The 13,243-nt window shown below is 50.9% G+C and carries 9 protein-coding genes; 7 read left to right on the forward strand and 2 right to left on the reverse strand.

Translation table 11 applies throughout. The features are described from left to right. Nucleotides 1-3 precede the first annotated feature (3 nt). From EKD02_RS01020 to EKD02_RS01045, 6 genes are all read left to right on the forward strand, one after another. Entirely contained in the window at nt 4-582 is a 579-nt protein-coding gene (locus EKD02_RS01020) for a hypothetical protein (protein WP_126383383.1), read from the forward strand. Nucleotides 583-588: 6 nt separating this feature from the next. Further along, nucleotides 589-1,287 carry an SDR family oxidoreductase gene (locus EKD02_RS01025; RefSeq protein ID WP_126383385.1) on the forward strand — a complete coding sequence of 233 codons (699 nt, stop codon included), beginning with the start codon at nt 589-591 and terminating at the stop codon, nt 1,285-1,287. 282 nt (nt 1,288-1,569) lie between these two features. Continuing rightward, nucleotides 1,570-2,511, forward strand: coding sequence for a DNA glycosylase (locus EKD02_RS01030; RefSeq protein WP_126383387.1), 942 nt, complete (start codon nt 1,570-1,572; stop codon nt 2,509-2,511). A 103-nt stretch (nt 2,512-2,614) separates the two neighbouring features. Then, on the forward strand, nt 2,615-5,677 hold the full coding sequence (gene secA, locus EKD02_RS01035; RefSeq protein ID WP_126383389.1) for a preprotein translocase subunit SecA: 3,063 nt from the start codon (nt 2,615-2,617) through the stop codon (nt 5,675-5,677). Between the two features lie 29 nt (nt 5,678-5,706). Further along, nucleotides 5,707-7,992, forward strand: a complete 2,286-nt coding sequence (purL, locus tag EKD02_RS01040; protein WP_126383391.1) for a phosphoribosylformylglycinamidine synthase subunit PurL — start codon at nt 5,707-5,709, stop codon at nt 7,990-7,992. 3 nt (nt 7,993-7,995) lie between these two features. Next, nucleotides 7,996-9,582: an NAD(P)H-hydrate dehydratase gene (locus EKD02_RS01045; RefSeq protein ID WP_126383393.1), complete on the forward strand. Its 1,587-nt coding sequence runs from the start codon at nt 7,996-7,998 to the stop codon at nt 9,580-9,582. 160 nt (nt 9,583-9,742) lie between these two features. On the opposite strand, the gene EKD02_RS01050 is transcribed toward EKD02_RS01045, so the two are convergent. Then, nucleotides 9,743-10,966, reverse strand: a complete 1,224-nt coding sequence (locus EKD02_RS01050) for an LL-diaminopimelate aminotransferase (RefSeq protein ID WP_126383395.1) — start codon at nt 10,964-10,966, stop codon at nt 9,743-9,745. A 90-nt stretch (nt 10,967-11,056) separates the two neighbouring features. Beyond that, nucleotides 11,057-11,506: a large-conductance mechanosensitive channel protein MscL gene (mscL, locus tag EKD02_RS01055; protein ID WP_126383397.1), complete on the reverse strand. Its 450-nt coding sequence runs from the start codon at nt 11,504-11,506 to the stop codon at nt 11,057-11,059. A gap of 168 nt (nt 11,507-11,674) precedes the next feature. Between mscL and EKD02_RS01060 the strand changes: the two genes are divergently transcribed. Next, nucleotides 11,675-13,216 (forward strand): heterodisulfide reductase-related iron-sulfur binding cluster, encoded by a 1,542-nt coding sequence (locus EKD02_RS01060; protein WP_126383399.1) that lies wholly within the window; start codon nt 11,675-11,677, stop codon nt 13,214-13,216. The last annotated feature ends 27 nt before the right edge of the window (nt 13,217-13,243 follow it).

A 13,243-nucleotide genomic window follows, 5' to 3' on the forward strand; every position in this document is an offset into this window, starting at 1 on the left:
ACAATGGAATTCACCGTCCCCGTAATGGTTTACACCTACTGGCTTATCGCAGTCGGTATCGGTCTGGCATTTTTCAGGAAAGACATTTTCTCCTTCAACACCGATTTCGCAACGCGCCGCATTATTCTGCTTGTCGCCTCTCTGCTTATTGTTGCACTCAATGCCTGGGTCTACTCAAACTCAACCTACAGCAGCGGCCGCCCACTGGACATCTTGACCCTCCTTGTATTCAGTGTTGGCAACGGTATAGCGGAAACATTCATGTTCTATGCCGTTTTCCGCCTTGGAACAGTGCTTGCCGGCAAGGCCACGGATAATCCATGGGTCCTCTTTACGGCAGGCTTCCTCCTCTTCATGATTTACAGTGGGCTGATCCATGGACTGTTCTGGATCAACATCCTTCCGGAGCATGTTGATCAGGCAAGCGCGTTCAAACCTTTTTTCATGCCTGTTCAGATCCTGATAGCCGGAAGCTGGGCACTCAGTTTTTTCTGGTACCGTGACATCCGCTCCGTCATACTGCTGCATGCCATGATTGACTTTACCATGGCCTGGAATGTGCGATTTTCACTTTTTAACTGAACGAGTATGCAGCCATACAAGGGACGCGTTCTTGTTGCAGGCGCAACAGGACGCACAGGAGCAGAAATAGTCAAAAGGTTGAGGCACTATGGTATTGATTTTCGCCTGTTTGTCCGATCCACACAAAAGGCTATATCACTCTTCGGAGCAGATGCGGCCGGCATTCTCCGTGTTGGCTCCATTCAGGACAAAGAAGAAGCCAGAGCTGCTCTCAAAGGAATTGATGCTGTCATTTGTGCAGTTGGAAGCAATCCGGCCGACCCCGAGTCACCCCCACCTTCGGCAATTGACCGCGATGGAGTCCAGCAGCTGGCGGCATTAGCCAAAGAGACAGGTGCCCGCCAATTCACCCTTATCAGCTCCCTTGGCGCCACCCGCGAGGATCATCCTTTGAACAAATACGGCAGGGTGCTGAGTATGAAGCTTGAAGGCGAAAACACGGTCCGTGCTCATTTCAACACACCAGAATACTCCCACACAATCCTCCGCCCCGGAGGTCTTCTTGACACCCCCCCATTCCAGCACCAACTGGTATTCGCAACAGGAGACACAATCTCCGGATCTGTTTCAAGAGGAGACCTTGCTGAAGCAGCAGTTCATTCACTCACTGAATCGAATGCCAAAAACAGGACATTTGAGCTTGTACAGGGAGAAGAAAAGAGACAGCTGTCTTCATCAGAATACTTCCCGGAACCCTCAGTATAGTCAATTCTCTGATGCCTCTCGTCTCGCAAAGAGATGGCTAATACTCTTCATAAAGAAGCGACAGAAAGAGCGCTTAATCGCAGAATCAAACAAACTTAAAAGCAGACAAAAAAAAATACTGACCAATAATTGATTTAGCAGGAATAAAGGCGAAAGTATGGTAAAAACTTTTTCTGGTGAAGCTTATATTCTATTTTATTAAAACTCTTTAGACTTCATGAGCTCAACTATTTTATCATATTCGGTTAGTCTTATTGTGAGCATCTATAATTGGTCTTTGTGATGACCTATCAATCAATTGAAATAAACAAAAACCGACTGATTCTTGTAAAGGAATCTCTGTTTAGTGGTCAGTCTTTCATGTGGGATGAATTGGATCATGAAGAGGGCATATATTCTTCTGTTATAGACGGGTCACCTGTGTTGATAAAACAGGATAACCCGTATTCATTATCGGTTTCTGTTAAAAAGAATGAGCTCTTCGGGATTCCTGTCCGGCGCTTTTTCGAGCACTATTTTTCACTCGATATAGCAACCAACTCTCTTTTTGATGACGAGTTCGCTGCCCGGTATCCTGACCTTGCCTTCAGACTTCTCAAACTTCAGGGGTTGAGGGTGCTCCGACAGGATCCGCATGAAACTCTTGTCACTTTCATGTGCGCCCAGGGAATAGGCATGTCAATAATTCGGCGGCAGGTCAACATGCTGTGCCGGTATTTCGGAAATGAGGTAAGAGTGGCCGACGGTGGGCGTGATACTCCCCTGTACTCTTTCCCTGCTCCGTCTGTTCTTGCGGATGCCGACCCTGCGTTGCTCAGGAGATGCTGCAACAATAATTCTATGCGTGCAGGCAATATAGGCGAGGCATCCCGTCTTCTCGCGCTGGGCAGACTGGATCTCCAGGCGCTCTCCGACCCATCACTGCCATTAAGCGAAATCCGTACTGAGCTCACTGCGCTTAAAGGCATTGGATTTAAAATTGCAGACTGTATAGCGCTTTTCGGGCTGGGTCGCTTTGATGCTTTCCCGATAGACACTCATGTGGAGCAGTTTCTCTCGTCATGGTTTTCAATCGGCGCTCATCAGAAAGGGTTGAGTCAGAAGAGGTATCTTCATCTACAGGAAAAAGCCGTGGAACTGCTTGGTGAAAGCCTTTCGGGATATGCGGGCCATCACCTTTTTCACTGTTGGCGGACTACGGAGAAGAACATGAAAGCTTTTTGAACACAGGCTTTTTTCTCACCCGCTAATTCAATACCTTAAGAAACCAAAATACAGTCATTAACGCCTGTTAGGGCTCTATGCCACAGCGAACCACCACTGAGAGATGTTGAAAATCTTTGAAAAAATTTTCGGGTCGAAACACGAAAAGGACATACAGAAAATCCAGCCTGTCATCAATCGCATCAATGAGATTCAGGAGGGACTGAAGGGACTTGGTGATGATGAGCTTAAGGAAAAAGGCAAAGCGCTGAAATCGCGAATAAGAGGCGTCCTGATGCCTATTGAGGATAAAAAGAAGGAACTGTATCGCCAGCTCGACAATCCCGAACTATCGCTTGAAGAGGCTGAGTCGATCCATTCTTCACTTGATGCACTTGCTGAAGAGTATGAAGAGAAAACCGCATCTGCACTTGAAGAGGCTCTCCCTGAAACCTTTGCACTTGTCAAGGAGACCTGCAGACGCCTCAAAGGGCTGACCTATCAGGTTATGGGAAGGGATGTTGTCTGGGATATGGTTCCCTACGATGTGCAGCTTATTGGCGGCATTGTCCTTCATTCCGGAAAAATATCCGAAATGGCTACAGGAGAGGGAAAAACCCTGGTGTCAACACTGCCTACATTTCTCAATGCCCTTACAGGGCGCGGGGTTCATCTTGTTACAGTCAACGATTATCTTGCACAGCGAGATAAAGAGTGGATGAACCCTGTCTTTGATTTCCACAATATTTCAGTTGGCGTTATTCTCAATACCATGAGGCCTGAAGAACGACGCCAGCAGTACCAGTGTGATGTCACCTACGGAACGAACAACGAATTCGGCTTTGATTATCTGCGCGACAATATGGCAGGCACTGTTGAGGAGATGGTGCAGCGTGATTTCTATTTCGCAATCGTCGATGAGGTTGACAGTGTGCTTATTGACGAAGCCCGCACTCCACTCATTATTTCCGGCCCTGTACCAAATTCCGACAACAGCCAGTTTCAGGAAATCAAACCCTGGATTGAGCAGATTGTGCGAGCCCAGCAGCAGCTTGCGGCCTCTTACCTGACAGAGGCTGAAAAAGCACTGAAGGAGTCCCCGCAAAGTCCTGACGCCGGTCTGGCACTGCTTCGGGTCAAACGGGGTCAGCCCAAAAACACCCGTTTCATCAAGGTCCTCTCGCAGCAGGGCATGGCCAAACTCATTCAGGTCACAGAAAACGAGTATCTGCGCGACAACTCCAGCAGAATGCACGAAGTTGATGATGAACTCTACTTTGCTGTTGATGAAAAAGCCGGAACCATTGACCTTACAGACAAGGGACGGGAGTTTCTCAGTAAGTTGAGCCATCAGGACAGAGACCTCTTCCTCCTTCCCGATGTCGGGACTGAAGTTGCCGCAATCGACGACGATGAGTCCGTCATCGCTGCTGATAAAATTACCCGCAAGGATGCAGTGTACCGCCTCTTTGCCGAACGCTCCGAGCGCCTCCATAACATAAGCCAGCTGCTCAAGGCCTACTCACTGTTCCTTAAGGACGATGAATATGTTGTCCAGAACGGTCAGGTCATGATTGTTGATGAGTTCACCGGGCGAATTCTCCCGGGAAGACGCTACAGCGACGGACTCCATCAGGCAATTGAAGCCAAGGAGAATGTGAAGATTGAGGGTGAAACGCAGACCATGGCAACCGTCACCATCCAGAACTTCTTCCGGCTTTATGAAAAGCTTGCCGGCATGACCGGAACGGCTGAAACGGAAGCATCGGAGTTTTTTGAAATCTACAAGCTTGATGTGGTTGCCATCCCCACCAACCGTCCCATTGTCCGTAAAGATATGGACGACCTGGTCTACAAGACCCGGCGCGAAAAGTACAACGCCATAGCGCTGAAGGTTGAGGAGCTCCAGAAAAAAGGACAGCCCGTCCTGGTTGGAACAACAAGCGTTGAGGTTTCCGAAACCCTTTCAAGAATGCTCAGGGCGCGACGGATTGCCCACAATGTGCTTAATGCAAAGCAGAACGAACGGGAGGCTGAAATTGTTGAAGGTGCAGGCCGCCCCGGAGCAGTTACCATTGCCACAAACATGGCTGGTCGTGGCACAGATATCAAGCTCGGCGAAGGAGTCAGGGAAAAAGGAGGACTCTACATCCTTGGTTCAGAGCGCCATGAGTCACGCCGGATTGACCGTCAGCTTCGAGGCCGTGCAGGCCGTCAGGGTGATCCGGGTGAATCGGTCTTTTTCGTCTCTCTTGAGGATGAGCTTATGCGCCTCTTTGGCTCCGACAGGGTTATTTCAGTTATGGATAGACTCGGCCATGAAGAGGGCGATGTGATTGAGCACTCCATGATCACAAAATCAATTGAACGGGCCCAGAAAAAGGTAGAGGAGCAGAACTTTGCCATCAGAAAACGGCTCCTTGAATATGATGATGTTCTCAACCAGCAGCGCGAAGTCATCTATACCCGTCGGCGTGACGGCCTTATCAAGGAACGCCTGACAACCGATATTCTCGACCTTCTTCGCGACTATTGCGACTCGGTGATCGACCGCCACAGCAAAAACCTTGACACGGAAGGGATTGAGGAGCAGCTGCTTCGTGAGCTCTCCATTGAATTCAAGCCCGATAGAAACAATCTTGAGGAAAACGCCACTGGAGTCTCTGAAGAGCTCTACAACAGCGCACTCGCCTTCTACCGTCGTAAAGAGGAGGCCGTACCGGCCGACATCATGCGACAGATTGAGAAATATGCCGTACTCAGCGTCATTGACAAACAGTGGCGCGACCACCTTCGTGAAATCGATACGCTGAGGGAAGGAATCAACCTTCGAGCCTACGGCCAGAAAGACCCCTTGCTCGAATACAAGCAGGAAGCATACAATCTCTTCATTCAGATGCTTTCCGAGATTGAGCTCGAAACTCTCTCACTGGCATTTAAACTCTTTCCGGTCAATCCCGATGAGGTCAGGGCAATTGAAGAACGGCAGAGGCAGGCGGCTGTCCGTCAGGAAAAACTCGTTACCCAGCATGATGATGCCGCCAGTGTGTATAACGCATCACCAGGTGCCGAAAATGAAGCTCCTCTTCAGCGTCCTGTGACTGCAGACTCAAAACCCGGCCGAAACGATCCATGCCCCTGCGGCAGCGGTAAAAAATATAAAAACTGTCATGGCCAGCAGCCTTGAACCCCTAAAGAGAGAGAAAAACCTCAACTATGAAACAGACTGAACCCGAAGTGACATTGGCTCTGGCAAAAGAACATGGCCTGAACGAAGATGAATACGGGAAGATTCTTGACATTCTCGGAAGAACCCCCACATTTACAGAACTGGGGATTTTTTCCGTCATGTGGTCGGAACACTGCAGCTATAAAAACTCCATTGCGGTACTCAAAACCCTCCCCCGCGACGGCGGAGCACTTCTGACAGGTGCCGGAGAAGAAAATGCAGGCCTTGTCGACATCGGTGACAACCTTGCAGTTGCATTCAAAATTGAATCACACAACCACCCTTCTGCAGTTGAGCCTTACCAGGGAGCAGCAACTGGTGTGGGCGGCATACATCGCGATATTTTCACCATGGGGGCCCGTCCGGTAGCCTCACTCAATTCACTCCGTTTCGGTTCACCCAAAGACCCCAGGGTCCGCTATCTTGTTGACGGAGTTGTTCGAGGCATTGGCGATTACGGTAACTCATTCGGAGTTCCGACGGTTGGCGGTGAAATCTATTTTGAGGACTGTTATACAGGCAACCCGCTTGTCAATGCCATGTCGGTCGGTCTTGTGGAGCACCATAAAACTGTCAGCGCAACTGCGGAGGGTGAGGGCAACCCGGTTCTTATTGTCGGCTCTTCTACCGGCCGCGACGGCATTCACGGAGCCACATTCGCCTCTGAAGATTTGAGCGAAGCCTCTGAAGATAAGCGCCCGAGTGTACAGGTTGGAGACCCTTTCGCTGAAAAGCTTCTGCTTGAGGCTACCCTTGAAGCCATAGAAACCGGTTTCGTTGCTGGTCTTCAGGATATGGGAGCAGCCGGAATTACCAGCTCCACCTCAGAAATGAGCGCACGGGGAATTGAAAAAAACGGTACCGGAGGCATCATGATTGACCTTGACCTCGTCCCTGCACGCGAAGAGGGTATGAGTGCCTATGAAATCATGCTTTCCGAATCACAGGAAAGAATGTTGATTGTCGCAAAGAAAGGTCATGAAGAGGATATCATAGCGGTTTACAGGAAATGGGATGTCCAGGCAGTCACGGTAGGGAGGGTAACCTCCGACAACAATGTCAAAATCCAATACCGGGGCGAGCTTGTTGCCGACATCCCGGCTGAGTCGCTTGTGCTTGGCGGCGGAGCACCTGTCTATATCCGTGAGGCTGTTGAATCAAAACCTGATACGCCTGCAGCCGAAATGACTCCTGACAGCGGTCTCAATCTGAAAGATCGCGCCATAGCACTGCTTTCCCGACCTAATATAGCCAGCAAGCGCTGGGTTTACCGCCAATACGATTCCATGGTGCAGACCAACACCGTCACACCTGTGGGCCATACTGACGCTGCAGTCATCCGCATTAAAGGGACCAAAAAGGCGCTGGCCATGAAAACCGACTGCAATTCACGCTATGTCTATCTCAATCCACTTGCAGGAGGGAAAATTGCTGTTGCCGAATGCGCCCGAAATATCGCATGTTCAGGAGCCCGTCCGCTTGCAATCACCAACTGCCTGAACTTCGGGAACCCTTACAAGCCCGAAGTCTATTTTCAGTTCAAGACATCGGTACAGGGAATGGGGGAAGCCTGTCGGGCTTTCAATACTCCGGTAACAGGCGGCAATGTGAGTTTTTACAATGAGTCAACGCATGGAGGGGGACGGGCCGCCATCTACCCCACCCCAACAATTGGCATGATTGGCCTGCTTGAGGATATTGACAATCTTGTAGGCTCTACATTCACGACTTCGGGCGACGCCATCATCCTGTTCGGTGATCCGGATCTCAATCTTGAGGGAAGCGAGTATCAGGTCATTCAGTATGGCACCCCCGGAACAGATGCTCCTGACATCAATCTTGATCATGAAAAAAATCTCCAGGATCTTCTGGTGGCGCTTGCCGGCAAAAAGCTGCTGCACTCGGCCCATGATGTGTCTGACGGTGGCCTTTTCGTCGCTCTGGCAGAAAAAGCCATCATGAATGAAACGGCCCGGCTCGGATTTGATGTTGATCTTGAAGACTGCGGAGCCGGCCCTTACCGCATGCAGCAGCAGCTCTTCAGTGAAGCCCAGGGTCGTGTTGTGGCCACTATCGCCCCCGCCTCAGCAAAGGCAGTCATTGCGGAGGCAGTGGCCTGCAATGTACCTGTAAGGGTGATCGGCAAAGTCGTTCCGCAGGGTGCCGCCATTGCTGTTGACGGCCATGACACGCTTCGCTTCAGCACTGCCGAGCTTTCACGCGCATATTATGATGCGCTTGAAAATGAACTTCACCTTAACGAACTTCTTTAAACCATGAAGCCGGTCCTGACAGCCCATGAAATGCAGCAGGCCGACAGGGCGGCTGCGGAGCGCTTCCACTTCAGCGCAGCCTGCCTGATGGAGCTGGCCGGGAAAGAGTGTGTCAGGGTGACGCTTGAGCAACTCGGATGCGACTCCCCAACCGGCATGGAATTTCTGGTTGTTGCCGGCAGAGGCAACAATGGCGGGGATGGATTCGTTATTGCTCGCCATCTTCTCAATCTTGGCGCCGCTGTTGACCTCGTTCTTCTCTACCCCGACAGCACAGCTGCCGGAGCAGCAGCAGGCAACCTCAGCATCCTTGAATCATACCTCCCAGAACATCTTCCTCTGCGCATCTTCAGAACGATTCAGGAAGCCCTCCCTTTCGTTTCTGAACGACCATACAGCGTCATGTTCGATGCAATGACCGGCACCGGCCTCAAGATAAGTGAACCTGGAATGGCACTGCGCTCCCCTTTGAATGAGGGCATAGAACTCCTCAACAGCCTGCATGAGCGAACCGCATCACTGACGGCTGCCGTCGATATCCCCTCCGGCCTTGACGCAACAAACGGATTCAGTGCAGAATCCGTCATAGAGGCCGACTACACAATCACCATGGCGTTTCTGAAAACCGGTCTTCTGCTCAACGACGGCCCACCTGTTGCAGGTGAAGTATCCGTCGCAGAAATCTCAATTCCGGAGTGGATGGCCGGCGAACCCGGCTGCCTGCTTGTTGATGAGCTTTTCGCCGCCGACCACTTTGTGCTCCGTGCGGAAAAGAGCGCCAAACATGAGAATGGAAAGGTTCTCATTGTTTCCGGTTCCCACTCCCCGGAAGGCTCGATGGGAGGCGCCGCAATCCTTTCGGCAGGAGCTGCCGTAAAAGCCGGGGCCGGCTATGTCGCCGTGGCACTCCCCCCGGCCCTTTCATCTGCGATGCACATGGCGGTACCGGAAGCTGTTGTCATCAATCAGGATCTGCATACCATCATAACGAAAGCCGCATGGGCTGATACCATACTGATAGGGCCGGGTCTCGGCCGCGAAAAGGAGTCTCTCGACCTCGTTGAGGCACTTCTTAAGAGCCCCGACATATCATCAAGAAAGCTGATACTTGATGCTGACGCTCTTTATGCAATAGCTGAAAGAGGACTTCAGAGCCTGCTCGCCAGTATGCCCGAAGTACTTCTGACCCCCCATTACGGAGAATTTGCAAAACTTGCAGGAATAACTGCAGAAGAGGCCGCAACAGACCCCATTAACAGTGCCGTTCAGTTTTCAGGCAGGTATGGCGCTGTCATTCTCCTGAAAGGCTCTCCGACCCTCATCGCATCCTCTTCTTTTCCCGTTCTCATCAACACCAGCGGTACAGAAGCTCTTGCAACAGCAGGCACGGGCGATGTTCTGTCCGGCATGATTGCAGCTCTTTCTGCAAAGGGGAACGATCTTGTGGATGCTGCCGGAGCCGCAGCATGGTTCCATGGCCGTGCGGGTGACCTGGCAGCCAATGTTTCCTCGCTTGTTTCCTCTTCGTTGGTTCTCGACTCAATTCCATTGGCAATTGATGAGATCTTCGATTTTGAAGACCACTCCTGACACAGTTTCAAAAAGACTGTCCCCTCGCCCGTTCCCCCTGATCATATTGAAGTTGAATGACATCAATGCGTCATATATATGAAGACATATTAATGGCCAACCAGTTCGGATACTACCGCATTGATGGACTACGGAGCGGGATCTACACTGCAGAAAGCTACTACTCAGGGCAATGCTCGCCGTGGCCTCGCAGAAACTTCCGGATATTTCGCGCAGCCTGACGGATGCGCTCTTCATTCTCAATCATGGCAATTCTGACATAGTCATCACCGTATGCCCCGAATCCTATACCGGGACTGACAGCCACCTTTCCTTCCGTAAGAAGTCGTTTACTGAACTCAAGACTTCCCATTGCACGGAACGGTTCAGGAATATGTGCCCAGACAAACATGCTCGCCCTGGGCGAGACAAGTGGCCAGCCCGCGTTCTCAAAGCTGCTGACCATAACATCCCGCCGTTTCCGGTACACTTCCGTAATCTCCTTGACACAGGTCTGGTCGCCATTCAAGGCAACTGTAGATGCAACCTGAATCGGAGTGAATGTGCCATAATCCAGCCAGCTCTTTATTTTCTCAAGCGCACCGATCAGCTTTGCATTACCAACCATGAATCCCATCCGCCACCCTGCCATGTTGTAGGTCTTGGAAAGGGTGTAGCTTTCAACGGCAACATCCCTGGCACCGGGAACCTGAAGAATGGATGGGGTCACATAGCCGTCAAAGGTTATCTCTGCGTATGCAATATCGCTGATGATGTAAAACCGCTCTTCGCGGGCAAGAGCAACAAGCCTTTCATAAAAAGAGAGATCAACGGTTGCCGTTGTAGGATTGTTCGGGAAGTTCACCACCAGATACTTCGGCTTCGGGGTCGACTCCCGAAGTGCTGTTTCAATGTTCCGGAAAAAGCCCTCCTCGTCGAGCGTAAAATCATCATTCATTTCAAGACGCATCCGGTGAACATTCCCGCCCGCAAGAATGAAGGCCTGCGAATGAATCGGGTAGCAAGGGTCCGGCACCATGGCCAGGTCGCCAGGGTTGGTGATGGCCTGGACAAGATGGACATACCCCTCCTTGGAACCCATGGTCACCACCACCTCACGGTCAAGGTCCAAATCAACATTGTACTTTCTCCGGTACCAGTTCCCTACTGCTCCGCGAAGTTTATAAATACCCTTGGATACGGAATATCCATGGGTTCTTGGCTTGTTGATGCTCTCAACAAGTTTATCGACAATATGCTGTGGCGTCGGGCCGTCAGGATTGCCCATAGAAAAATCAATGACATCCTCGCCTGCACGCCTTTCGGCCATCTTCAGTTCATTGACGGCAGCAAAAACATACTTCGGAAGGCGTTTGATCCGATCAAACTCAATTTCATCAAACATGGAATCTGTCAGGAAAATAATTGGGGCAACCTACACTGCACTCTCATGCAAGCATAATGAAAAAGCAGATGAAATCAATACGGCTTCGGATTATTTTTCAAGCCCGGAAGTACATGCGGGGCAGCGGGTTGCCTTCAGCGGCACTGTACTCAGGCAGAACGGGCACTGCTTTGTTGAAGGCGGTGGCGCAGCTTCCTCTTTTCTTCGCAGTGAATTTATCCCACGCACAAGCAGATAGACGGCGAATGCCATAATGATGAAACTTATCATGGCATTGATGAAAAGCCCGTAGTTGACGGTGACGGCACCTGCTGCCCGAGCCTGCTCAAGAGCCGCATAGGGACCCGGAGTCGAGCCCTCGCTGAGAACGAAATAAAGGTTCGCAAAATCAACTCCACCTGTCAGAAAACCAAGCGGCGGCATCATCACATCAGACACCAGCGTGTTGACAAGCTTGCCGAAAGCTCCGCCAACAATAATGCCGACAGCCATGTCAACCACATTGCCACGAACTGCAAACTCCTTGAATTGCTTCATCATAATGAACTCTCCTCACTCTATTTTTTCCACATCATCTTCATCATTACCCCTGTAACTGCATTCAGAAAGGTAACCACAGAAATGTAGATACCAAGCAGCCTGGTAATGGGATAGTCTGATATTTTCATTACTATGAATACTTTCGATTTTTTCAGCCCCCGCTCTTTAATGCCACCTTATCAATACTCTTCAGTGTCTGAATCATTATTACCAGATAACGGCAAACTGAAACAGCAGATAGCCGAAGCCACCGGCAACGATTTCAACTGCTGCTATCAGTGCGGAAAATGTACGGCTGGATGTCCGGCCGGCAATTTCATGGACAACCCCCCTACCCGAATAATGCGTCTGGTACAGGCAGGCTATATTGAAGAAGCCCTGAAGAGTGATGCTCTCTGGTACTGCGTCGGCTGTCAGACCTGTACTGCCCGCTGCCCACAGAATATGGACATTGCCGGCACCATGGACGCCCTTCGTTCACTGGCACTGGAGAGCGGCATTGTCTCAGACGATAAAGCCAAAAAGCTCGTCACAGCCTTTCATATCTCTTTTCTCAACAATGTCAAGAAGCACGGACGCCTTCAGGAACTCTCTCTGGTCAACAGCTATAAACTCCGTACCCGCAGCTTTCTGCAGGATGCGGGAGCCGGTATGACCATGATCAAAGAGGGGAAGATCAATATCCTCCACTCTCTGTCGGGCAGGGATGATGTTAAAGGCAAAGAGCAGATATCGGCAATCTTCAAAGCATCCAGAACCGGGAAGCATCTGAATGTCCGCAAAAGAAGACCGAAATCCGCATCCATGATAACAGACGGCCCGGTTGCCATCACCCCCGGATCGCCCATTGGATATTATCCCGGATGTTCTCTTACGGGAACAGCAAAAGAGTACGATATTTCCGTAAGGAAAATGTGCGAACTGCTGGGAATCAAACTCCGGGAGATTCCGGACTGGAACTGCTGTGGAGCAACCTCCGCACATGCAACCAACCATAAACTTTCCGTTCTTCTGCCCGCCCGCAATCAGGCTCTTGCTGATGATGCCGGAATGGAGTTCGTCCTCACTCCCTGCGCCGCATGCCATAATCGTCAGGTCACAGCGCGAAAAGCCATTCTTGAAGATGAAGAACTGCGTCACGAAGTAAAAGAAGCGACAGGCATTGAGCCAACAGGCAGAGCGGAATTCATCGGCGTCACACAGCTGCTGGAGTCTCTTGGAGAAGAAGCAATCCGTTCCCGGGTCACCCGGCCGCTTTCCGCACTCAGGCTCGCCTGTTATTATGGCTGCCTTCTTGTCCGTCCATTGGACGACATGCGGTTTGATGATCCGGAAAATCCGCAGAAAATGGAGTCTGTTGTCCGTGCACTCGGAGCCAACACTGTTGAGTGGGAATTCAAGATAGAATGCTGCGGAGCAGGCCATACGCTGGCCCAGCAGGGTATGGTGGAAGACCTTACCCACAGTATTGCCAAAAATGCCGCCAACAATGGAGCCGAAGCCTTTGTTGTTGCCTGTCCGCTCTGTCATGCAAATCTCGACATGCGCCAGGAAAGCATGAGAAAACGCTATGGTGACCTCGATCCGATGCCTGTTTACTACATTTCTGAACTTGTGGCCATTGCCTGCGGAGCCGACCCGATTGAAGTTGCTGTAGGCAAGCATTTTGTTCCAGCACTTGAACTGCTGTCAAAACCTTCAGCTCCCTGAAGGAACACGGCGAACTGTTTCGCGCGC

The organism is Chlorobium phaeovibrioides, from assembly GCF_003968655.1.
Taxonomy (GTDB): domain Bacteria; phylum Bacteroidota; class Chlorobiia; order Chlorobiales; family Chlorobiaceae; genus Chlorobium; species Chlorobium phaeovibrioides.

What these genes read in the sequence shown, in the direction of transcription:
- EKD02_RS01020 (WP_126383383.1), top strand. Translation starts at nt 4, where the DNA reads ATGGAATTCACCGTCCCCGTAATGGTTTACACCTACTGGCTTATCGCA.
- EKD02_RS01025 (WP_126383385.1), top strand. Translation starts at nt 589, where the DNA reads ATGCAGCCATACAAGGGACGCGTTCTTGTTGCAGGCGCAACAGGACGC.
- EKD02_RS01030 (WP_126383387.1), top strand. Translation starts at nt 1,570, where the DNA reads ATGACCTATCAATCAATTGAAATAAACAAAAACCGACTGATTCTTGTA.
- secA (WP_126383389.1), top strand. Translation starts at nt 2,615, where the DNA reads ATGTTGAAAATCTTTGAAAAAATTTTCGGGTCGAAACACGAAAAGGAC.
- purL (WP_126383391.1), top strand. Translation starts at nt 5,707, where the DNA reads ATGAAACAGACTGAACCCGAAGTGACATTGGCTCTGGCAAAAGAACAT.
- EKD02_RS01045 (WP_126383393.1), top strand. Translation starts at nt 7,996, where the DNA reads ATGAAGCCGGTCCTGACAGCCCATGAAATGCAGCAGGCCGACAGGGCG.
- EKD02_RS01050 (WP_126383395.1), bottom strand. Translation starts at nt 10,966, where the DNA reads ATGTTTGATGAAATTGAGTTTGATCGGATCAAACGCCTTCCGAAGTAT.
- mscL (WP_126383397.1), bottom strand. Translation starts at nt 11,506, where the DNA reads ATGATGAAGCAATTCAAGGAGTTTGCAGTTCGTGGCAATGTGGTTGAC.
- EKD02_RS01060 (WP_126383399.1), top strand. Translation starts at nt 11,675, where the DNA reads ATGCCACCTTATCAATACTCTTCAGTGTCTGAATCATTATTACCAGAT.